The sequence below is a fragment of the Agromyces sp. NPDC058126 genome (genome assembly GCF_042884595.1).
Taxonomy (GTDB): Bacteria; Actinomycetota; Actinomycetes; order Actinomycetales; family Microbacteriaceae; genus Agromyces.
Map to the genome: position 1 here is coordinate 274400 of NZ_JBHVTS010000003.1, position 19688 is coordinate 294087.

At 68.1% G+C, this 19688-nt stretch carries 27 protein-coding genes and 1 tRNA gene; 13 read left to right on the forward strand and 15 right to left on the reverse strand.

Going from position 1 to position 19688, the window contains the following annotated elements; genetic code table 11:
* The first annotated feature begins 193 nt into the window (after nt 1-193).
* The 3 genes from dhaK to dhaM are packed head-to-tail and all read left to right on the forward strand — an operon-like array spanning nt 194 to nt 2588.
* The gene (gene dhaK / locus ACFVTR_RS10270) at nt 194-1195 is read left to right on the forward strand and encodes a dihydroxyacetone kinase subunit DhaK (RefSeq protein WP_376945119.1); all 1002 of its coding nucleotides are present in this window, start codon (nt 194-196) and stop codon (nt 1193-1195) included.
* 23 nt (nt 1196-1218) lie between these two features.
* Nucleotides 1219-1866 (forward strand): dihydroxyacetone kinase subunit DhaL, encoded by a 648-nt coding sequence (gene dhaL / locus ACFVTR_RS10275; protein ID WP_387037006.1) that lies wholly within the window; start codon nt 1219-1221, stop codon nt 1864-1866.
* Nucleotides 1863-2588: a dihydroxyacetone kinase phosphoryl donor subunit DhaM gene (dhaM, locus tag ACFVTR_RS10280; RefSeq protein WP_387037007.1), complete on the forward strand. Its 726-nt coding sequence runs from the start codon at nt 1863-1865 to the stop codon at nt 2586-2588. The genes dhaL and dhaM overlap by 4 nt, the downstream gene beginning before the upstream one ends.
* 37 nt (nt 2589-2625) lie before the next feature.
* Here dhaM and ACFVTR_RS10285 read toward each other — a convergent pair whose 3' ends face one another.
* A complete protein-coding gene (locus tag ACFVTR_RS10285) occupies nt 2626-3390 on the reverse strand; it encodes an SDR family NAD(P)-dependent oxidoreductase (protein ID WP_387037009.1) in 765 nt (254 codons plus the stop codon).
* Nucleotides 3391-3451: 61 nt separating this feature from the next.
* On the opposite strand from ACFVTR_RS10285, the gene ACFVTR_RS10290 reads away from it, so the two are divergent.
* Nucleotides 3452-3787, forward strand: coding sequence for a hypothetical protein (locus tag ACFVTR_RS10290; protein ID WP_387037011.1), 336 nt, complete (start codon nt 3452-3454; stop codon nt 3785-3787).
* 101 nt (nt 3788-3888) lie between these two features.
* The gene (locus ACFVTR_RS10295; protein WP_387037013.1) at nt 3889-4446 is read left to right on the forward strand and encodes a sigma-70 family RNA polymerase sigma factor; all 558 of its coding nucleotides are present in this window, start codon (nt 3889-3891) and stop codon (nt 4444-4446) included.
* Between the two features lie 22 nt (nt 4447-4468).
* Here the strand turns inward: ACFVTR_RS10295 and ACFVTR_RS10300 are convergent, their stop codons facing one another.
* Nucleotides 4469-4849: a YybH family protein gene (locus tag ACFVTR_RS10300; RefSeq protein WP_387037014.1), complete on the reverse strand. Its 381-nt coding sequence runs from the start codon at nt 4847-4849 to the stop codon at nt 4469-4471.
* A gap of 174 nt (nt 4850-5023) precedes the next feature.
* On the opposite strand from ACFVTR_RS10300, the gene ACFVTR_RS10305 reads away from it, so the two are divergent.
* From ACFVTR_RS10305 to ACFVTR_RS10315, 3 genes are all read left to right on the forward strand, one after another.
* Nucleotides 5024-5099, forward strand: a tRNA-Gly gene (locus ACFVTR_RS10305).
* 60 nt (nt 5100-5159) lie between these two features.
* Nucleotides 5160-5681 carry a GNAT family N-acetyltransferase gene (locus ACFVTR_RS10310; RefSeq protein WP_387037016.1) on the forward strand — a complete coding sequence of 174 codons (522 nt, stop codon included), beginning with the start codon at nt 5160-5162 and terminating at the stop codon, nt 5679-5681.
* Complete coding sequence (locus ACFVTR_RS10315) at nt 5678-6022, forward strand: YciI family protein (RefSeq protein ID WP_387037017.1); 345 nt, start codon at nt 5678-5680, stop codon at nt 6020-6022. Before ACFVTR_RS10310 ends, ACFVTR_RS10315 begins: the two co-directional genes overlap by 4 nt.
* Before the next feature lie 88 nt (nt 6023-6110).
* Here the strand turns inward: ACFVTR_RS10315 and ACFVTR_RS10320 are convergent, their stop codons facing one another.
* The 7 genes from ACFVTR_RS10320 to ACFVTR_RS10350 form a co-directional block, all read right to left on the reverse strand.
* Nucleotides 6111-7106, reverse strand: coding sequence for a CU044_5270 family protein (locus ACFVTR_RS10320; protein WP_387037019.1), 996 nt, complete (start codon nt 7104-7106; stop codon nt 6111-6113).
* Nucleotides 7093-7608, reverse strand: a complete 516-nt coding sequence (locus ACFVTR_RS10325; RefSeq protein WP_387037020.1) for an RNA polymerase sigma factor — start codon at nt 7606-7608, stop codon at nt 7093-7095. The genes ACFVTR_RS10320 and ACFVTR_RS10325 overlap by 14 nt, the downstream gene beginning before the upstream one ends.
* A gap of 123 nt (nt 7609-7731) precedes the next feature.
* On the reverse strand, nt 7732-8076 hold the full coding sequence (locus ACFVTR_RS10330) for a hypothetical protein (protein ID WP_387037022.1): 345 nt from the start codon (nt 8074-8076) through the stop codon (nt 7732-7734).
* A gap of 62 nt (nt 8077-8138) precedes the next feature.
* Nucleotides 8139-8573 (reverse strand): hypothetical protein, encoded by a 435-nt coding sequence (locus tag ACFVTR_RS10335; protein WP_387037023.1) that lies wholly within the window; start codon nt 8571-8573, stop codon nt 8139-8141.
* A gap of 104 nt (nt 8574-8677) precedes the next feature.
* On the reverse strand, nt 8678-9463 hold the full coding sequence (locus tag ACFVTR_RS10340) for a maleylpyruvate isomerase N-terminal domain-containing protein (RefSeq protein WP_387037025.1): 786 nt from the start codon (nt 9461-9463) through the stop codon (nt 8678-8680).
* Nucleotides 9464-9556: 93 nt separating this feature from the next.
* The gene (locus tag ACFVTR_RS10345; RefSeq protein WP_387037027.1) at nt 9557-10282 is read right to left on the reverse strand and encodes a YcnI family protein; all 726 of its coding nucleotides are present in this window, start codon (nt 10280-10282) and stop codon (nt 9557-9559) included.
* 29 nt (nt 10283-10311) lie between these two features.
* Entirely contained in the window at nt 10312-10968 is a 657-nt protein-coding gene (locus ACFVTR_RS10350; protein WP_387037029.1) for a hypothetical protein, read from the reverse strand.
* A gap of 217 nt (nt 10969-11185) precedes the next feature.
* On the opposite strand from ACFVTR_RS10350, the gene ACFVTR_RS10355 reads away from it, so the two are divergent.
* Together ACFVTR_RS10355 and ACFVTR_RS10360 are read left to right on the forward strand one after the other, a co-directional pair.
* Nucleotides 11186-11755 (forward strand): hypothetical protein, encoded by a 570-nt coding sequence (locus tag ACFVTR_RS10355; protein WP_387037030.1) that lies wholly within the window; start codon nt 11186-11188, stop codon nt 11753-11755.
* 124 nt (nt 11756-11879) lie between these two features.
* Nucleotides 11880-12482 (forward strand): GrpB family protein, encoded by a 603-nt coding sequence (locus ACFVTR_RS10360; protein WP_387037031.1) that lies wholly within the window; start codon nt 11880-11882, stop codon nt 12480-12482.
* Between the two features lie 232 nt (nt 12483-12714).
* On the opposite strand, the gene ACFVTR_RS10365 is transcribed toward ACFVTR_RS10360, so the two are convergent.
* The 6 genes from ACFVTR_RS10365 to ACFVTR_RS10390 all read right to left on the reverse strand — a co-directional run bounded on the left by ACFVTR_RS10365 (nt 12715) and on the right by ACFVTR_RS10390 (nt 16962).
* Nucleotides 12715-12945: a hypothetical protein gene (locus ACFVTR_RS10365; protein ID WP_376945149.1), complete on the reverse strand. Its 231-nt coding sequence runs from the start codon at nt 12943-12945 to the stop codon at nt 12715-12717.
* A 148-nt stretch (nt 12946-13093) separates the two neighbouring features.
* Nucleotides 13094-13240, reverse strand: a complete 147-nt coding sequence (locus ACFVTR_RS10370; RefSeq protein WP_387037032.1) for a hypothetical protein — start codon at nt 13238-13240, stop codon at nt 13094-13096.
* Nucleotides 13237-13764 carry an RNA polymerase sigma factor gene (locus tag ACFVTR_RS10375; protein WP_387037033.1) on the reverse strand — a complete coding sequence of 176 codons (528 nt, stop codon included), beginning with the start codon at nt 13762-13764 and terminating at the stop codon, nt 13237-13239. The genes ACFVTR_RS10370 and ACFVTR_RS10375 overlap by 4 nt, the downstream gene beginning before the upstream one ends.
* Nucleotides 13764-14462 carry a hypothetical protein gene (locus ACFVTR_RS10380; RefSeq protein ID WP_387037036.1) on the reverse strand — a complete coding sequence of 233 codons (699 nt, stop codon included), beginning with the start codon at nt 14460-14462 and terminating at the stop codon, nt 13764-13766. Before ACFVTR_RS10380 ends, ACFVTR_RS10375 begins: the two co-directional genes overlap by 1 nt.
* A 713-nt stretch (nt 14463-15175) precedes the next feature.
* A complete protein-coding gene (locus tag ACFVTR_RS10385) occupies nt 15176-15937 on the reverse strand; it encodes a hypothetical protein (RefSeq protein WP_387037038.1) in 762 nt (253 codons plus the stop codon).
* A gap of 344 nt (nt 15938-16281) precedes the next feature.
* The gene (locus tag ACFVTR_RS10390) at nt 16282-16962 is read right to left on the reverse strand and encodes an alkylmercury lyase family protein (RefSeq protein WP_387037040.1); all 681 of its coding nucleotides are present in this window, start codon (nt 16960-16962) and stop codon (nt 16282-16284) included.
* An 81-nt stretch (nt 16963-17043) separates the two neighbouring features.
* Between ACFVTR_RS10390 and ACFVTR_RS10395 the strand changes: the two genes are divergently transcribed.
* From ACFVTR_RS10395 to ACFVTR_RS10405, 3 genes are all read left to right on the forward strand, one after another.
* Nucleotides 17044-17856, forward strand: coding sequence for an AraC family transcriptional regulator (locus tag ACFVTR_RS10395; RefSeq protein WP_387037041.1), 813 nt, complete (start codon nt 17044-17046; stop codon nt 17854-17856).
* A 178-nt stretch (nt 17857-18034) separates the two neighbouring features.
* Entirely contained in the window at nt 18035-18598 is a 564-nt protein-coding gene (locus tag ACFVTR_RS10400; RefSeq protein ID WP_387037043.1) for an AAA family ATPase, read from the forward strand.
* A 91-nt stretch (nt 18599-18689) separates the two neighbouring features.
* Nucleotides 18690-19634 carry an alpha/beta hydrolase gene (locus ACFVTR_RS10405; RefSeq protein WP_387037044.1) on the forward strand — a complete coding sequence of 315 codons (945 nt, stop codon included), beginning with the start codon at nt 18690-18692 and terminating at the stop codon, nt 19632-19634.
* The last annotated feature ends 54 nt before the right edge of the window (nt 19635-19688 follow it).

Genomic DNA, 19688 nt, shown 5'->3' on the forward strand with positions numbered 1-19688 from the left:
ACGCGGAAGCGTCGTCGCCCCCGCTCAAGGGTCACGATAGTCTCGTGGCCCCTTCTGGGGGAATGGCCGGGCCGGAATCGTCGGAATGCCCCTTACATGCGGGGCACCCGCGGGCGTAGGTTGGCGAGGGAGTGCTGCGTCGGGGTCGATGCACGGTCGCGCGGCCGCAGGCAGCCTGGCGGAAGGGGTGTCCGTGAAGAAGATCATCAACGACCCGAAGCGGGTCGTGGACGAATCGGTCGCAGGGTTCGCGCTCGCGCACGCCGACCTGGTCAGGGTCGAGACCGACCCGATCCACGTCGTCCGCGCCGATGCGCCCATCGCCGGCAAGGTCGGCATCGTCAGCGGCGGCGGCAGCGGGCATGAGCCGTTGCACGCCGGGTACGTGGGCTTCGGCATGCTGGATGCCGCGGTGCCGGGTGCCGTGTTCACCTCGCCGACGCCCGATCCGATCCTGGCGGCGACGAAGGCGGTCGACGGGGGCGCCGGCGTGCTCCACATCGTGAAGAACTACACGGGCGATGTGCTGAACTTCGAGACCGCGGCCGACCTCGCCGAAGCCGAGGGCATCACCGTGCGCGCGGTCGTCACGAACGACGACGTCGCCGTGAAGGACTCGCTCTACACCGCCGGGCGCCGCGGCGTGGCCGGCACCGTGCTCGTCGAGAAGATCGCGGGCGCGGCCGCCGAACGAGGCGACTCGCTCGACGAGGTCGCCGCGATCGCCGAGCGCGTGAACGCGGGAGCCCGGTCGATGGGGCTCGCCCTCACGCCGTGCATCGTGCCGCACGCCGGTGAGCCGAGCTTCACGCTCGCCGAGGACGAGATCGAGATCGGCATCGGGATCCACGGCGAGCCCGGCCGCGAGCGGGTCGCGCTCGAACCGGCCGACCGCCTCGTCGATCGCCTGCTCGAGCCGATCCTCGACGACCTGCCGTACGCCTCCGGCGAGCGCGCGCTGCTGTTCGTGAACGGGATGGGCGGCACGCCGCAGGTCGAGCTCTATCTCGCCTACCGTCGGGCTGCCGAGGTGCTCGCGGAGCGCGGCATCCCGATCGCACGATCGCTCGTCGGCAACTACATCACCTCCCTCGAGATGCAGGGGATGTCGATCACACTGCTGAAGCTCGATGACGAGATGATCGAACTCTGGGATGCCCCGGTGCAGACGGCTGCACTGCGATGGGGTCGGTAGACGGGGAAGGCGAGGGGGAACCGGTGGGATTGGACATCACCTGGGCGGTCGACTGGGTCAGGCGGAGCGCGGATCGCATCGCGGAGCATCGGGTGGAGCTGATCACGCTCGACCGCGAGATCGGCGACGGCGACCACGGCGAGAACATGGACCGCGGATTCCAAGCGGTCGTGGCGAAGCTCGACGACCTGCCCGCGGGCTCGACGCCCGGTGACGTGCTGAAACTCGTCGCGACGACCCTCATCTCGACGGTCGGCGGGGCGGCCGGGCCGCTCTACGGCACGGCGTACCTGAAGGCCTCGGGTGCGGTCGGCGGGGCGACCTCGCTCGACGGCGCCGCCGTCGCGAGCCTCCTCGCCGCCGCGCGCGACGGCATCGTGAGCCGGGGCAAGGCCGAGCTCGGCGACAAGACGATGGTCGATGCGTGGACCCCGGCCGTCGACGCCGCCGAGGCTGCGGCGAGCGCCGGCGCCGACGCGGCGGAGGTGTTCGCCGCAGCGGCCTCCGCCGCCGAGGCGGGCGCGGTCGCCACCGAACCGCTCGTCGCGCGCAAGGGTCGGGCGAGCTATCTCGGCGAGCGCTCGGCCGGACACCGCGACCCGGGCGCCGAGTCGAGCGCGCTGCTGCTGCGCGCAGGCGCCGACGCCGCGGCCGACGGGGCAGGGGCATGAGCGGAGGAACCCCGGGCAAGGTCGGTCTCGTCTTCGTCTCGCACTCGTCGCAGATCGCGGCGGGTCTCGTCGAACTCGCCCGCCAGATGGCCCCCACGGCCGCACTCGAGCCCGCCGGCGGCACCGACGACGGACGCATCGGCACGAGCTTCGACCTCGTGTCGGCCGCGATCTCCGCGGCCGACTCGGGGCACGGGGTCGTCGTGCTCTGCGACCTCGGGTCGGCGATCCTGACGACGGAGACGGCGCTCGACTTCCTCGACGACGAGCTGCGCGCCCGGGTGCGCCTCGTCGATGCGCCGCTCGTCGAGGGCGGGGTCGCGGCATCGGTGGCGGCCGAAGCCGGTGATGCGTTGGATGCGGTCGTGGCTGCGGCGGAGTCGGCGCGGGGCGACGGCGGCGCGGGTGGCGAAGACTCCGCGGCACCGGTGACGGGCGCTGCCCCTCCGAGCGGCGGCGAGGCATCCGGCTATTCGAGAACGGTGACGCTCGTGAACGCCGACGGGCTGCATGCCAGGCCCGCGGCCGAGCTCGTGAAGCTCGCGGCCACCTTCGAGCACCGCGTGACGGTGAACGGCGCCGACGCGAAGAGCCTGCTCGGCATCATGTCGCTGGGGCTCACGAAGGGCGCCGAGGTCGAGATCGCCACCGACGACGTCGCCGGTTCACGCGAGGTCGACGCCCTCGCCGCCCTCGCAGCGTCGGGGTTCGGCGAGCACTGACTGAGGGCTCGCCGTCGCGTGCCGACGCGCGGAGGCCTCAGTTGCCGCCGGCGATGCGGATGTCGGCCCCCGAGGTGTAGCTCGCGTCGGAGGAGAGCAGGTAGGCGACGGCGCCCGCCATCTCGTGGGCCTCACCGGGGCGGCGCATCGGGATGCCCGGGGCGCGCTCGTCGGGGGCGTCGGGCCGACCGGCCGCGGCGTGGATCTCGGTGCGCGTCGTGCCGGGCGAGACCGTGTTGACGCGAACGCCGACCGGGCCGAACTCCTTCGAGGCGCCCGTCGTGAGTGCGTTGAGCGCCGCCTTGCTCATCGCGTAGGGGATGTACGTGTTCGGTGAGCCCGACTTCGCCGCGCCCGAGGAGATGTTGACGATCGATCCGCCGACGCCGCCGCGGTCGGTCGCCATGTGCTCGACGGCCGCGCGCGTGAGCACGATCGGCGCGAGCACGTTGACGCGGAAGAGGAGCTCGGTCTCCTCGAGCTCGGCGTCGAGGAACGACCCGATGCGCCCCGTGATGCCCGCGTTGTTGACGAGGCCGGTGACGCGCCCGAACGCGGCGACGGCTGCGGGAACGATGTTCGCCGCGGCGTCGAGATCGCCGAGGTCGGCCTGGAGCAGGAGCACCTTCGCGCCGGCGGCACTGCAGCGCTGGGCGACGGCATCGGCCTCGTCGGCGCGTTCGCGGTAGGTGAGCACGAGGTCGTGGCCCTCGGCGGCGAGGCGTTCGGCGATCGCAGCGCCGATGCCGCGGCTCGCGCCGGTGATGATCGTGACCGGGCGGGGGAGCGAGGCATCCGTCATGCTGCCAGCCTACGGCCGCGTCACTGGCGATGAGGATGCCTCAGGGCGTACCATCTGGCGTATGGCACGCGACGCAGCGAGCCGCCCTGATGACGGCAACGCATTCACCCGGTTCTTCGATCGAGTCGATCACGCACTCGAGCCGATCTTCGGCGCCCCGCCCATCACGGAAGGCATCGAGCAGGCCGATCCCGCAGAGTTGATGACGCGACCGTGTCCGGTCTGCGGCCAGGCGATCTCCGAACATCGCTTCGACGATACGGCCGGCAACATCGTGATGACGTGCCCGACCGACGAACGGTTGCCCGAGCGGCCCACGAACGCGCCGCTGAACGAACTCGGCATGCCGTTGAGCGGCCGGCGCGCCGAGCGGGCGGCGGAGTCGCCGCAGGCCTGAGGGTTCTCGACGCCCCTGGGGAGCGGACTCCACCCGTTTCCAGTAATATGCGCCTGCATAGAAATTTGACGCTTTGAAATGGGCCGAAGAGTGGAGACGCCGTGACCGGACCCCAGGTGAGCACGGCGGAGGAGCGGCGGCGCACGCTCACGGCGATGCTCAGCGCTGAACCGCATCGACTGCGTCGGCGAAGCATCTCGTTGGGGGTGCGGCCCGATGACGCCGACGACGCCGCCCAGATCGCGGCCATGCGCGCCTGGCGTTCGATCGACGGACTCGAGCGGACCGACGCCGGCACGATGTGCTCGTGGCTCGACGTGATCGCGCGTCGCACCGCGATCGACCTCGCGCGACGGATTCCGCCGACCGACGGTGAGGTCGAGTGCGAGCGGCTGCGGGCTCGGCACGACGTGGAGCACGAGGCCGAACTGCATGAGCGCCTCGCGGTGGTGCTCCAGTCGATCCGGGCACTCCCGCCCGAGCTGCGCGATGCGCTGCTCATGAGCGCCGTCGACGGGAAGTCGGCGGGGGAGATCGCCGAGCGGTTCGGGATCACCCCGGCTGCCGCGCGCCAGCGGGTTGCCCGTGCGCGCCGGGCGCTGAAGCGGCATCCCCTGATGGAGGGCGCACCAGGCCTGCCGGATCGGCCCACCGGCTGACGGCGGACCGACCCGGCGGCGCTCAGGCGGTGCCGAAGGGGTTGTCGATGACGAAGCGCCACCCGGCGGCCTCGTCGAAGACTGCGACATCCGAAGTGCTGCCGCCGAGCGCGATCTCGCTGCCGTCCGGACCGGTGCCATGCATCGTCCAGTCGGCGATCGTGAGGCCCGTCGAGCCACTCGCGAAGGTGTGGCGCACCGACATCGTGATCGGCAGATTCAGGGCCAGGAACTGCTCGAGCGCGGCGCGTACCGGCTCGACGCCCTGCACGGGCTGACCCGGCGCGGGAACGAAGACCGCTTCCGGAGTATTGAGGGCGAGAAGCCCGTCGAGGTCGCGCGCGTTGAAGCGCTCGGCGAATGCGAGGTTGAGCTGATCGAGCGAGGTGACGGGAGTCGACATGGGGTTCCTTTCGGGAGATCGGCGCGCGGATGTGCGCGCTCTTGAGAACGACGCGGGAGAGCGCGGCGTGTGACAGGCCTCGTCGGAGAGGGGAGTGGTGAACCAGTACATTCCGAATCCGGTATACTCGTTGACGGCCGCTCGAGAGAGCCGGCCACGGGGCATCCGCCCCATGCGGACGTAGCGCAGTTGGTAGCGCGTCACCTTGCCAAGGTGAAGGTCGCGGGTTCGAACCCCGTCGTCCGCTCCACAGGGTCATTTCCAGCACCGCCTTGACCGGCGACACCTCGCGCATGCAACCATGGCTTGCATGACGAACGTGACTGTGCGTGCGATGACGCACGCCGAGTTCGACGAGTGGCAGACCGACATCGCCGAGGAGTACGCGACCGAGCAGGTCGCGGCCGGCCGATGGCGTGCTGAAGGTGCGGTCGAGCGCGCTCGAGACGAGAACGCGCTCCTGCTCCCGCAGGGCGTCGAGACGCCGCGGATGCTCGTGTTGCGGGGGATCGACGACGTCGGCGAACCGGTCGGGCGTGCCTGGGTCGGTCTCGACCACCCGCGCGGTGCGCCCGACGCCGCGTTCCTCTACGACATCGAGATCATCGAGGCACGGCGGGGGAGCGGGCTCGGGCGAGCGCTGCTCGAGGTGGTCGAACGCGCGGCCCTCGAGGCCGGCGCCGCTGCACTCGAACTGAACGTGTTCGGCAAGAACACCGCCGGTATCGGGCTGTACGAGTCGGCGGGCTACGAGGTGACCACGCAGCAGATGCGCAAGACGCTTCGGGGCGACCCCCCGAGCGGAATGAACGAAGGAGCAGCGAAGCCATGACGAAGTACCTGATCTCGTTCCCGAGTGCCGCGATGCAGCATCTCACCGCCGATGAGTTGCAGGCGGCCGACCACGACTCGCGCGAGGTCGTGCGAGCGGCGAAGGCAGCCGGTGTCTGGGTGTTCGGCGGGGGAGTCGACGAGGGCATCGCGCCCGTCATGGTCGAGGGCGACGGTGGAGTGCGCGACGGCACCTACCCGGAGCGCACTCGACTCGATGGGGGATTCACGGTGCTCGAGGTGCCGAGTCGCGAGGCAGCGCTCGAATGGGCGGCGAGGATCGCCGCGGCGTGCCGGTGCGCGCAAGAGGTGCGTGCGTTCATGTACGACCCGGAGAGCTGAGGTGGTCGCTCCGCCGAGTCCTGCGTCATCGACCGCGGTGCCCGACTCGGGGGTGAGGCGGGTCGTGCGCACCGCCGCCCTCGGCGCCCTAGTTCCAGAGGTAGTAGCTGACGACGGATGGTGATGCGATGTCGGTTCGATTGTTCCCGTGATAGATGCGTTCGGTGGCGAGGACCTGGCCGGTTTCCGGGGAGATGATGATGTGGTCTTCGTATCCCCGCCAGCCCAGGTCCTCGGTGATGAAGACGACGCCGTCGCGCCCGAGCCGATCGACGGTATCGCCTGCGACGTGGAGATCTGGCAAGTCGGCGAGGTAGGACAGGAAGGCGGCCTGTTGCTGGGCGTCGAGCTTCTGCTCCATCAGGAGTGAGTTCATCGCCTGGATCGACTCGCTTGCACTCAGCGGGAGCATCGCGCCGCTGATCGTCGAGAGGTACCGTCCGACCTCGTCGGCGTCTTTCGGGAACGAATCCGGGAAGGCGAATAGGTACTCGCCTGGTGCCCAACTGTCTTCCCAGCTGAGTTCGCCGGCGGCCGGCAGATCCTCGCCGTCGAGCGGGGAGCCGTTGTGATCAAACGGTTGCCCGAAGGTGACCCTGGTGGTGAAGCCGCCGTCCGCTGTTCGTGTGTTCTCGAATTGCTCTGGCACGATGCTGGTGGACGTGGCCACCCCGTTGTCGGTGATCGAGAGCGACCACGTTTGGACGGTGATGGTGGAGGAGCTTCCAGTGGCCGGAGCCGAGCTTCTGCCGGCGGTCTCGGACATCTGGGTCAACAGTTCTTGGGCGCTCGCAGATGTCGCCGTCGTGCGAAGCATCTGTGGGGTCGCCGCGTAGGCGGTCTGGGGGGTGAGCAGGGAGGTTGCGGCGATCGCCGCAGCGGCGACGACCACGGCCGCGGCGGCAGCGAATCCTGCGACTTGGAGGAATCGCAGCCGGCCCAGCCGCTGTGGTCGGTGACGAGCGCTAGCGGCGTCGACGAGCATCAGATCGGCGAGCTCGCGCTTCGCCCGGTCGGACAGCGGGAGGGTTCGATGCCCGCTGATCGGTCGTGCCGCGCGGATGCGCTGTTCAAGGTCGTCCATTCTTCACCGCCTCCGATTCGATCGCCTCGACTCTCGGCAGCGCCAGAACCGCCTTGAGTCGATTGCGGGCACGCATGAGCCGCACGCGCACGGTCACCGGCGAACAGCCGAGAATCGCCGCGATCTCCTGGCCGGTGAGATCTTCCCAGTACGTCATGTAGATCAGCTCACGGTCAGCGTCCGGCAGCACCTGGATGGCTCGGCGAAGTTCGATGGCGTCGTCGTTCTCCTCGACGATGGAGACGATCGCCATCGGGCCGAACCGCTGAGAGAACTGGTTCGCCCGGGTGGTCCGCCGGTACTCGTTCCCGATGACGTTCCTCAGCACCTGGTACAACCACGGCAGTGCGAGGTCGTTACCGTCGCTGTGGTGCTTCCACGCGATGCGGAACACTTCACCCGTGACATCTTCAGCGTCGGACATGCTCGGCAGCCGTTGTTGCGCCACGGTCAGGATGAGGCGGTAGTACCGCCTGTAGAACGCTGTGAACACTTCGGCCACCAACCAGTCCTCCTTCCCAGACGCTGGGCCATTCTCCTCACCTGTTTCCGATCGACGCCCAAGTGTTGCAGACCCGATGGGCTTCGGCGCGTCCGTCTCCCCAGCCGTCACAGCTCCGCGCGTTCACGCGAGGACGACGTACCAGTTGAGCACCATCAGTCCGATCGACGGGATGAGCAGGATCACCGCGGCGACGATGTTGCGCTGCCGAGTTGCTGCAATGACCGTGATCACGATGAGGCCTGCGACCGCCGCCGTCATCAGCACGGCGGTGATCTTGAGGGTCACATCGTCAGATGGATCGAGCGGGTTCGTCGGCCGCTGGGCGAAGAACGGGGCATTCGCGAGGCCGATGGCGATCCATCGCACGACAGCGACGGCTGCCGGCAGCAGTATCCCGATGACGAAGATCAAGAGAGCTGACCCCCAGTCGGCCTTCAGCTGCGGTCGCGGACTCTCCGTTGACATGCGTGCCTTCTCCTTCCGATGGTGCAACTCCCGATGCCGACGACCCCTCTTGCGGATGGCTGCTAGCCCCCTGGCATCCGGTACTCGATCGTGAGCCCCGCAGCACCGCACGCGAGCACCGCATCCTCCACGACGTTCACGAAGTCGTCGACGCTCATCCCCGGAACGGCCTGCTTCTGCGCGTTCCTGAACGCTTCTTCGATCCGGCCGGTTCCGGTCACGGTCAGCGACTGCAGCCCTTCCGAGACGGCGTCGATCACTGCCCGCGCATCCGAATCGGATGCATCCCCTCCGAGCCGGAGTACCGTCGCAGACAGCGCAGCGAGCTCGCCGCACGCGTACGCGTTCTCCGAGTCGGAGCCATCGGTCGTCTCGGGCGTCGGCTGAGGCGAACATCCGACGAGCACGAGAAGCGATGCGATCCCGATCGCAGCGGCCGAATACCTCAGGCGTCGATCCCCTCGGGCAGCGACGACTCCGAACGCTCGCATGTCCATGCGGACCTCCACCCTTCTGGCGACCCATCGCCCCGTACTGATACTCATGTCCGGACGCCCTGATGATGTTTCACGGTGCCAGAGTCCGGGGGAGTACGAGCGCGCTACGCGGACGGGTCCCAGGTAGCCAGACGATCGAAGATACGGCGGTCGCCTTCGGACTCCAGCGATTCCAGCGGTCGACGGCCGTAGAAGAACAGGACCAGCTCACTGGCCGTGCCTCGGGCCGAGGCGTCGACCGTGTCCGGGGCTTCCCCAGCATCGGGCGCGAGGTGCTCGACCTGCGCGCCGTCGTGGTTCAGCCGGAGGCGCCACGAGCGGCCCTCGGCGGCGTGGTAGTCGACGATGGCGGGCTCGTGCGGCCAGGGGACTGTCGTCGCACAGAGAGTGAACTGGCAGTCGTCGAAACCGTCGAGCGCGATCTTCTCCGGAATCGGCTGCGGGGTGACCCCGGCGAGCTGGACGTCGTAGGTGTGTACCGCGATCTCGTGGAGCTGGCGCCGTGCCCAGGCTCCGGAAGTCTGCGGTGACGGCGAGTCCGCCCACCAGGTCCAGCAACCGCGATCCGGGCCCGCCTCGCGCAGCACGCTCACCAAGTGCCTGACGGACTCGTCCCACCAGGTGAGGAGCGCCTCGCGCTCCCGAGGTGCGCCCCCACCGCCTTTCCATGCGGATTCTTCCGGCGGGGCGTCTGCTGGCCCGGCGGTGACGATGGCGGCCGCCTTGCGGCGACCCATGCCCACGTGTTGCACGTGATCGAACAGCGTCCGCTCGGGCTGGGTCGGCATCCGGACGTCGAGGCCGGGTGCCGCGGCGACCGCAGCGCGGAAGGCGGCCGACCGTTCGTCGATCAGCCGCAGCTGATCAGGGAACGAGAGAATCTCGTGCATCTCGGCTTTCTATCACAGTGCTCCGAGCACCGGACAGCGAGATCGCGGCCCCGGTCGAGAGACCGGAGCCGCGATCATGCAGGGATTCTGTGTCTACTCCGGCTTGCGCGAGCGACGCGCACCGACCGCGACGGCGAGGCCGAGACCGAGGCCCGCGACACCGACCACGATGCCGGTGATGCCGAGGGCACGCGCCACCGCGTCATCCGCCGAGGCATCCGCGTCGCCGTGCTCGGAGGCGCTCACCACTCCGCCGTGGTGCCCATCGGCCTCTGCCGCGGTCACGGTGATGGAGGGGGCCGGGTGCTCGGGCTCCTCTTCGCCCTCGACGACGGGGGCGCTCCAGTCGGTCGAGCCCTCGGCGCACTCCTGCATCACTGGGAACGCGAGGGTCTCGCCCTCGGCGTCGGCGGGCAGCTGCAGGGAGAGCTCGATGACGTCGCGCAGATCGCTCGGCAGCGGGGTGACCGCCGTGTAGACGACCTGGCTCACCCGGTCGACGACGCTCGCGCCGTGCGAGTCGGTCTTCGGTTCGGGCAGGGTCTCGATCACCTTCTCGATCGTCCAACCGTGGTTGACGGTCGGGGTGACCCGGTCGATGCCCTCGGGGATCGTGAAGGTGAGCTTCGTGGTGGGGCTCTCGCCGCAGCCATGCGGGATGCCGAAGCCGAGCACGGTGTACGCCCCCGCCGCGGTCGACGTGGACTCGACGCCGACATGCGCGCTCGCGGCGAGCGGAGCGCCGATGGCGAGCAGGGCGCCCGCACTGAGTGCGGCGGCGGTCATGAGGGCAGGACGGAAGGAGGGTCGTTCAGACATGGTGTTTGCTTTCGTGTGGAATCGGAAGATCAGAGCACTAGCGCCGCGACCGCGACGCCGATTCCACGCGGCGGTCCGCGCCGCACCACACTCGATTCCAGACGCGCGAGAAGCGGACGCTCGCGCACGGTCGATCGGTCGCACACGTTGCGTCGCGGCGCGACCGCGAGCGACGGCGCGAGCAGCAGGGCGACGGCGACGAGGATGCTTCGCCAGACCTCCGCGATCGCACGAATTGCTCCGTCGACGAGTCGGATTCCCGCAATGGCGACTACTGCCGCGACGACGTGCGCGAGCGGCATCGCGCCGCCAAAATGCTCCGCATGCGCCGATGCGCCGATGCCCGCCAGCTCGGTCCATGCGCCGCGCACGGCCGTGGGGGAGTGCCCGCTGTGAGCGAGCGCGCCCTCGATTCGCTGACCGCCCGGCGCCGTGCCGGCCGAAAGGGAGAAGGTCGTGTGCAGCGCGAGCTGAGCGGCGACGGCCGCGAAGGCAGTTCTCAGCGGCCGCGCTCCCGTTCCGACCATCGCGATGCCGAATGGCACGGAGAACGCGAGTGCCACGACGAGCGAGATCGTGCCGGGAGGTGCTCCGCCGCCGATCGTGTGTGCGAGCGACGCCAGCAACGTCGCGGTGAGCGCGACCACGGACCCACGCAGAGTCCGATTCGCCCGCTCGATGTGCACGAGCAGGAGCCTACCGTTCCGCACGAGCTCGACTCGAGCCAGTTTTCGTCGTGGTCACCGAGGGTGCCCAGGCCTCGGTGCGCTCGGATCGCACGAACTCCTGGGGCGATGGTTGGATGCGGAGGTCAGGGGGAGTGGCGGGCTATCGTGATCGCCTGGAACCCTCTGATTGCGCCGCCCGGCTCGCAGAGTTGGCCACGGGCGATAGATTCGCCGAATGATGAAGACCCCGGCTGGCCGCGTCGCCCTCACCGCGCTGCTGCCCCTCCTCCTGCTCACCGGCTGTACCACCGTGGACGCCTCGTCCCTGCCCGATACCGACACGACCCCGAACGCGGCCGCCTCCGCTGCGATCGAAGGGGACACGGACGAGGACGGCGAGCTCTCCGAGTTTGAGAAGCAGGTGCTCGCGAGGAACGCACCCCGCGATATCACCCTTCACGATGGCACCGTCGCAGTCGTGACGCCCGGAGAGCCCCTCCCGCAGCCGGTCATCGACCAGATCGTCGCCGACGCGGCGCCCGGCGCAGCCCAGGCACAGACCGACGATGAGTTTGCGCCCATGGCGGGAATCAGGAGCATCCGCGAGGTGGCAACCTCATACGCGAACGAGTTTGGCCGCACCATCGTCATCGTCTATTGGGGCATCGGCGCGTGGGGCACGGTCTCCTCCGTCGACGAATCCGGCGGGACCGGGCTAGCAGGTACCAGCGACCAAGACGCGATGGTCGCCGCGGCTACCGACTGGGCGAAATCCCACGACGCCTACGTCGTCGTTGTCGAGTAAACGACGGTGCTAGTTTTCCGCTCATGGGCTTCCGTCTTAGTGAGTGGAGGAATCCGCACAGACGTTGAGCGGTTCGAGTTGGAGTTCGAGAGTCTCGACAGCGTTTGTTGCTGAGACTCGACAGATGTCGCCGGACTATTCTGGCGGGATGTCCTCTCACGCTGGTGCTATTTCGGTCGCCTTCGCCGATTCAGCCCTTGGGCTTCCTCGAGGCGTCGTGCAGATCACACCGGCCTCTGATGCTTGGGCGCGCACGTTTGATGATGTTCGCGCAGCCATGGCATTCGACGCACCAAATGCGGTGGTTGCGATCGAGCACATTGGATCGACGTCGGTCCCTGGGCTGGCGGCGAAGCCGATCCTGGACATCGGAATTGGCGTTCGTCACCCGATCCAGGTTGGCGACGTGCAGGACGAGATACATGACTGGCTCACCGGACTCGGATTCGAGTTCCGTGGTGACGCGAACGACGTTCGTCCGGATCGCATGTACGGCTATGAACTCCAGCCGATGATTCGGCTCGCAAATCTCCACGTACTGGAGTACAGGTCGCAAGAGTGGCAGTACTACATCGGTTTCCGCGATTTCCTGCGAGCTCACCCGTCTGAACGCGATGCGTACCGGGAGCTCAAGCTCAATCTGTCCATCCAGCATCCTGACGACCGGATCGCCTACATAGACGGCAAGGCGGCCTTCATCGTCGAACGGCGGGCACGGCCAGCGTAATTCGTGCGTCGCAAACGCGACTCGCGGCCGTGTGAGAGATTCGGCCGCTGTTCTACGGCTGGGGCGGCGAGACTCCTACAGACAGTTCGTCGATCAGCCGCAGCTGATCGGGGAACGCAGGAAACTCCTGCATCCCGGTTTCTCCCACGCAGCGCTCCGATGACTTGAGGCCGCTTCACAGCCGACGAAGAGGCTGACCGGCACCCTGGCCGCCGTGCGATGAGCGTTTCCTTCACGCGGACGCGAGCGAGAGTGATCCGAGCGCGAGGAACGCGATGCCACCGATGCAGCCGCTGAGGCCCACGAATCCCATCAACAGTTCGCCCCGTACATGAAACCACGCAACATCGAGCGGTGCGATGTTCGTCGCCAGCCAGTCGGCAATTGGTCGCCGACCAATGATCAGAACCAGAGCGATGCCGAATTGAATGATCCCGGCGATCAGCAATGCAATGGGCGACATGAGGGTGAGTCTAGGGCGCACGAGGTGCCGGGGGAGCAGGTTCCATTTCCCTCGAATCTTCTTGATGGCGAAGTGCCTTGATCGTTTCTCCATAAAGCTCATGCCTGTCCCGGGTGGGCACCGTCACCATGACCGCTTCGCGGACAGGTCATTCGGGAATCCAGGCCAACTGGCCGTGATGGGGGCCGGTCAGGCTGGTCGGTTCGTTGCTCGGATCGGGGAGATAGTCGGTCATATCGATCGGCTGAGTAGGCGGCAACGAGATAGCGGCCGGGTCGATCGGTTGTGCATTCACGGCGTGTTCCCTTCGTATTGGTGCTCGTGGAGGAGCTCGCGGAGTTGGGCGCGGGCTCGTTGGTATCGACCGCGCGCGGTCGACTCGCTGATTCCGAGGATTGTGGCTGCTTCGGGCACGGTGAATCCGTCCCAGAGGACGAGACGTACCAGTTCGGATTGGTCGTCGGGGATGGCGTCGAGCGCGGCGCGGATGTCGAGGGTTTCTGTGTCGACATGCTCGGTCGGCAGCGAATCGAGATGCGCGCGCAGCTTGTCCGTGAGGTTGGAATGGCGGGCAACGCGGCGGGCAGCGTTGGCGAGGACGCGCCTGGCGACGCCGTACAGCCACATCCGCGCTTGCTCGGGCTCCGTGGGCATCCGATCGCCTCGCCGCCACGCGACCACGAACGTCTCACTGAGCAGATCTGCGGCATCGGCCGGGACCGGCACTCGCCGGCCGAAGTAGGTCAGCAGGTCGGCCGCGTTGGCCCGGTAGGCGGCCTCGAGCTGTGCTTCTCGGGTGGGTCGGTTCTGGCGGCGCATTATCGCGCTGGGCCTTCGGTCGCGCCCTCGCACGGCCCAGCCCCGAACTTCAACGAGACACTGTCGATCAGGTGGCCCGCCTGTCGGAACTCGGCATTGACGCGGTCGGCAATCACCCGTGTCGCCGCCATCGAATACGTCGCGGGTGGCGGGGTTGCGCCGGATGCGATGCTGTCCGGGTCGGTGAACGCGACACGTTGTTCGACTTCGAGTTGGTACGCGGCTTCGATCTCGGCGGTGGTGATGGATGCGATGAGTGGGTCCCAGTCGTGCTCGGTGAGGAACTTCCGCGCCTCCTCCGTGCGCCGGTCGATCTCCTCGTCGGGCACGTCGTCGTTTTCGTAGTAGGGCTCCACGCCGATGAATACTTCGCAGAGACCCAGGCTCGTCCCGTCTTCAAGCTGGAAGCTGCGTTGGGCGACGATATCCGGCGTCCAGCCGAACCAATCGATCACGGCCGGCGCGGCGGTCGCAGCGGTGACGCCCAAGCCGACTATGCCGAGGCTGAGCGCGGAGCCCGCGAGAATCCGGCGTACCCTGGACCCGAGCCGACGCTGACGCAGCTCCGACGCGACTGACCTAGCAAGGGCATCCGCCTGCGCCGCCGCTGCTGGGTCAGCGCCCAACGCCCGCGGTGCAGCCTGCCGCACCGCCTCATCGAACCAGTCCATCGATTGCCCTTCCTCGAGTGCCTTCATATAGAACATGTCCAGAAGGGCGCCGTCCTTAACATGGATCGCGATCTTGGCCGCGATTGCGTCCGAGCTTCCGACGAGCCCGGGCTGTCATTGTGGCGCTCTCGTGGGCCGCTGTGTGACGCTCGCGAAGCACTTCATCGCTAGTCGGTCGGCTCGTCGACGACACGGTTAGGGCACACGCCAGGGCGCGGTGGACCTGGTGTGCATCCAGATGTCGCACGGTGGCGGGAATATGGCCGGCGCGGTCGTGCACTGGCCGAAGGGCATCGATTGGATTGCTCGGCTGTGGCGAACCCTGGCCAGCACGTCGGGGAGGGGCTGCATCCGACTTTGACAAGCGCACCGCAGGCCCAGTCGCAGCACATTCCGACATAATGTGCATTATCGGTTATCTCACGAGTGATCGGAGGATCGTCAGCTGCCCGCCATTCGCAGAAGATTCTCTGCGGTCCGATTGTGCGCAGAGACTGCTCCGCTTGTGACGAACATCGCCACAACAACCAAGAACGGGACGATCCGTCGAGCGCGTTCCGCAAGGCGAGCGATCAGCACCGGCCTGCTCGTCACGAGTCGTCTGCCCGGCAATCTCTGCCATTGCCGTACGGACATAATCTTCCGCGTCAGGAGCGCCTCAGCTGTTTGCGGTCCTCCCCAGCAGCAGCGAATCGCCGGCGAAGCCCATCAGCGTCGGGAGGACGCCGCCCGCGCGCGAGTCACTCAGCCGGCCGCAACACGGTCAGTACGTAGGTATCCGGATCAGGGCACGCTTTTCTGAGCGCAGCATCCATGTCTCGTTCCATGAATCGTTCGTCGTCTGCGACAGACGGGAACCAGACGAATCCGGGCCACGCCTCGATCCACACGTCGCGGCCTGGAGGCTCCGGCACCTCGATACCGTTCGCGGCGAGACATGGGCCGTAGAACTCCGTGAGATAGTCGTAGGCCCACCCGAGCTCCGCATCGTTCGGGCCTGCGCTGGTGATCTTCGTCGGGTGCGCGGTGTCGCAGGCATACGCCGCAATCATCTCTGCCTCGCCACCGCCCGTCCACCCGATGGAGTCGGGCGGCCCATCGATGTTCTCCGACGTTCGCCCCTCGTCGACCTGCAGGCCCGCAGCTTCGTAGCAGGTGCGCAACACCTCGATGCGGTTCTCGTCGGTCACGTAGCCCTCGAACTCGACATCGGGTCGTTCGGCGTCAGGATAGCTCGCGAGCACACCTTGCCAGCGCACGTCGGCATCGTCGAGCCGCTTCGCCTCCGACTCCGCCTCCGTCAGCGGCGGAGCGGGTTCAGGGTACGGCGCCAAGTCGGGCATCTCGATGCTCACCACGGCGGAGGTCGGCTCCGTCGGTGCAGCAGCGGCGTTGCCGGTGGACGGCGCTGCGCATGCCGTCAGGACGAAGAGGGATGCCACGGGAAGGGCGAGGCACCAGCCGGCGGCCCTCAGCGGCCGCCGAGCGAGAAGTCGGGTCATGCGCTCGATGATTGCGGAGAAGAGGCTCCGGATCAAGGGATGAGATTGGGAACCGAACGGCTCCTCCCGGACATATCCATGTGCCGGGAGTCGGCTGCACCATTCCGTTGCGCAGCCAGCATCACTCTCGGCCGAAAAGGAGTTCGATGCTGTCTTCATCCGTGCCGTCCGAGCCTGAGCTGCCGATCACCCAACCGATCGATTTCATCGACTACCTTCCCGATCCAGCGGATGAGCCCACCGGCTAGGCGAACGACGGTGCGCGGGAGGCACCGCCACTCCCCCTCGCCCGAGTTGTGCGGGCCGAACAACGCGCTGCCGAGACATCCGATCTCTGCGACTGGCTACGGCAGACGCCAGAACTCGCCGACCAGTCCGCGCTCGTCGAGCAGTGCCTGGTTGTGCTCGCGCGTGTGCGGAGTGAAGTCGGCCGCAAGGCGATCGCCGTACCAGGGCTTCGCAAGGCTCCACACGGTCGTCGCCGGCTCGAGGTATCCCGTGTCTGGAGCGCGCTCGGCGCCCCACGACTCGGCGTGTTCGCGGGTGCAGAACAGCCGGATCATCGTGCAGGTGGCGACGACATCGTCCCACCACTCGGCGGCCGGTCGCGGAAAGCGCACCACGAGTTCGGCGGGCGGCGGTGTCGTCGGGCCTGCGGCGAATGAAATCGTCGCCCCGCACTCCGGGCATGCGGTCTCGATCCGCACCTCGAGGCCGAGTGCGGCACTGATGCCGAACGAATCCCAGGCGCATCCGCCCCACCAGCGCCGATCGTCATGGCCGTCGACCGGAGTCACGACGAAGGCCATCGGCGCGGACGTGAACGGATGCGCCATGCGGATCGCGTCGCCGTCGCGGTTCAACACGAGGGCGTGCGCATCCGCGAGGTCGTGGAGCTGACGACGCACGTCGTCGACGCCGCTCGAGGTGCGACGCGCGAGCTCGGCGACCGAGGGGGCTCGGCCCTCGGAAGCGAAGGTCTCGTACACGAGATCGCGCAGGCGTCGGGATGTCGGGGTGTTCATGTTGCTCCTTCATGGTGCGGCGACGGGGTCGACCTGTCCAGTCTTCATCCGTCGCGCAGCCGTGTCTTGTACGTTTCTCGCATGGTCGAGGCGGTGCGTGCATGGCGGCCGGGGGTACCCGCGGTCCGCGAGGGGCTGCATGCGACCTTCGATCGGCACGAGTACCCGGCGCACACGCACGACGACTGGACGGTGATGCTCGTCGACGACGGCGCCGTCAACTATGCGCTGGATCGGGTCGCACACGACGCTCGACCCGGCGCGATCGCCCTGCTCCCACCAGGAGTGCCCCACGACGGACGCACCGCGATCGGCGGCGTCGAGTATCGCAAGCGCGTGCTCTACCTCGCGACAGATTGGCTGCCACGGTGGGCGCCCGACGCCGCGGCAGCACGCCCCACCATCACGACTCGTGCGGCGCTCTCGGCCGTGCACCGCGTCCACGCGGCGCTCCGCATGCCCGGTGACACCGATGCGGCCGAATACTGGGTGCTCGAGCTCGGGCGCATCGTCGCCGCCGGATTCGGTGGCGTGCATTCCGAGACTCCTGATTCGCCGCTCGCCAGGCGCCTCCGCCTCATGCTCGACGACCGCCTCAGCGAACCGTTCACGATCGCCGAGGCGGCTCACGAACTCGGTGCGCATCCGAGCCACCTGGTGCGCGCGTTCACCCGTGCGTACGGCATTCCGCCTCATCGCTACGTCGTGGGCCGCCGTGTCGATCGAGCGCGGCGGCTGCTCATCGACGGGCACTCCCCCGTCGAGGCCGCGATCCTCGCCGGCTTCCACGATCAGGCGCACCTCACCCGTCACTTCCGGCGCACGCTGGGCGTGACGCCCGGTGCGTTCCGGGCCTCGGCCCGATCCGCCTCGGACACGCATTCGCCCTCGTAGCGGGCGATGCCGATGCCGAGGTGATCGGGAAGCCGGTTCATCGTGAATCGACGCTCCGCGGTGTCCGAGGCCCGCTACTCCCCCGCGATCCACGCGCCCCCGAGCGCTCCGCCTGCGCCGATGCCGCGGTCGGCGGGGCGCCCGCGGCGGAGGCTCCGCCCCGGTCTAGGCTCGGACGGTGATCGACTTCCTCATCGTGGTCAACGGGATTCCGGGTGCGGGCAAGTCCACCTTGGCGAGACCGCTCGCACGCGAGCTCGCCGTTCCCCTCGTCGCGAAAGATGCGATCAAGGAGGCGCTCAGTGACGCGGTCGACGTCTCGCTCCCGACGTCGCAGCTCGGCGTGGTCGCTGCTGAGAACGTCTGGGCCATCGCGCGGATGCTCGGTGGAGCGGTGATGATCGAGTCGTTCTGGGCGACCGGCCGAGACGAGTCGCACTTTCGCCGAGGCTTCGACTCGCTCGGTGCGCCGCACGGCGTTGAGATCTGGTGCCATACCCCTCGGGAGGTCGCACGGCAACGGTTCCTGACGCGCGAACGCCACCGGGCGCACTCCGATGAGGCGCGACGATCCGAATGGGAGACGTTGACATCGAACGCCGCCCCGCTCTCCGGACTGCCGGTGATCCCGATCGAGACCACCGCGCCGGTCGATGTTCCTCGGCTGGCGGCGGTTCTGCGTCTGCAGATCGCGGGTGCGATCGATGCGACCGATCGCGGAGGAGCGGTCGCCTCATCGTGAAGCGGGCCCGAGGATGCAGAAGTGCCTTCACGATCCCCTGGCCCTGCTCTCCCATCGCGGCTACTGCTCCCCCGCTGGATAGCCTGAACTCGTGATCGCGGACGAGGAACTTGCCCAATGGTTGGAAGCCGTTCGACGCGAGCCCGAGGCGGAGCCCCTGCTCGAGGAGCTTCGTGCCGAGCGGTTTCGCGCGCGAGGTCCCGAGGTCGATGTCGTCGAGGACTCGTTCGTCGAACGCGAGGTGCGCATACCGGTCCGCTGGTATCGGCATACCGGCGGCGCTCGGCCGACCGTGGTCTTCGTGCACGGCGGCGGCTTCGTGTTCGGCGACCTCGACTCGCACGACCGTGCCTGCCGCCGGCTTGCGACGTTGGGCGATGTGGATGTCGTCGCCGTGGCCTACCGCCTCGCTCCGGAGCATCCGGCCCCGGCTGGCGTCGATGACGTCATCGCGGTGGTGCAGGCGGTACTCAGCGAGCTGCCGACGACCCCGCTCGGGCTGGCCGGAGACAGCGCAGGCGGCCTCATCGCGTACCTCGCCGCGCACCGGCTCGTGGCGAACGGCACGACAGTCGAGGGTCTCCTTCTTCTGAATCCGAACGCGGACCTGAGGTTGAGCCGAGCGAGCATCCGCACGAAGGCGCACGGGTGGGGCCTCAGCACAACAGCATTGCACTGGTTCATCGAGAAATGGATTCCCGACGAGCGGGCGAACGCGGACGTGTACAGCCCGTTGGAGCTGCCGACCGCTGGAATGCCCGCGACGATCGTCGTGACCAGTGAGCACGACCCGCTGCACGACGAGGGCGCAGAACTCGCGGAACGCCTCGAAGTCGGAGGCAGCCTGGTCGCCCACCACGACCTTCCGGGGATGGTCCACGGCTTCATCAATCTCGACACGGTGTCACCGTCGGCACGACAGGCAGGCGACCGGATCCTCATGGAGTTCGGTCGCCATCTCGGCACCTCGCCCGGCCGAACTGCGGCCGCCGCGCGGATCGACTCGGAGGGCGAACGCCGGCTTCACTCGCGCTGAGCCGTCCGACGCGTGCCGAACCGCCGTTCGCCCTCGTCAGCGCGACCGTTCACC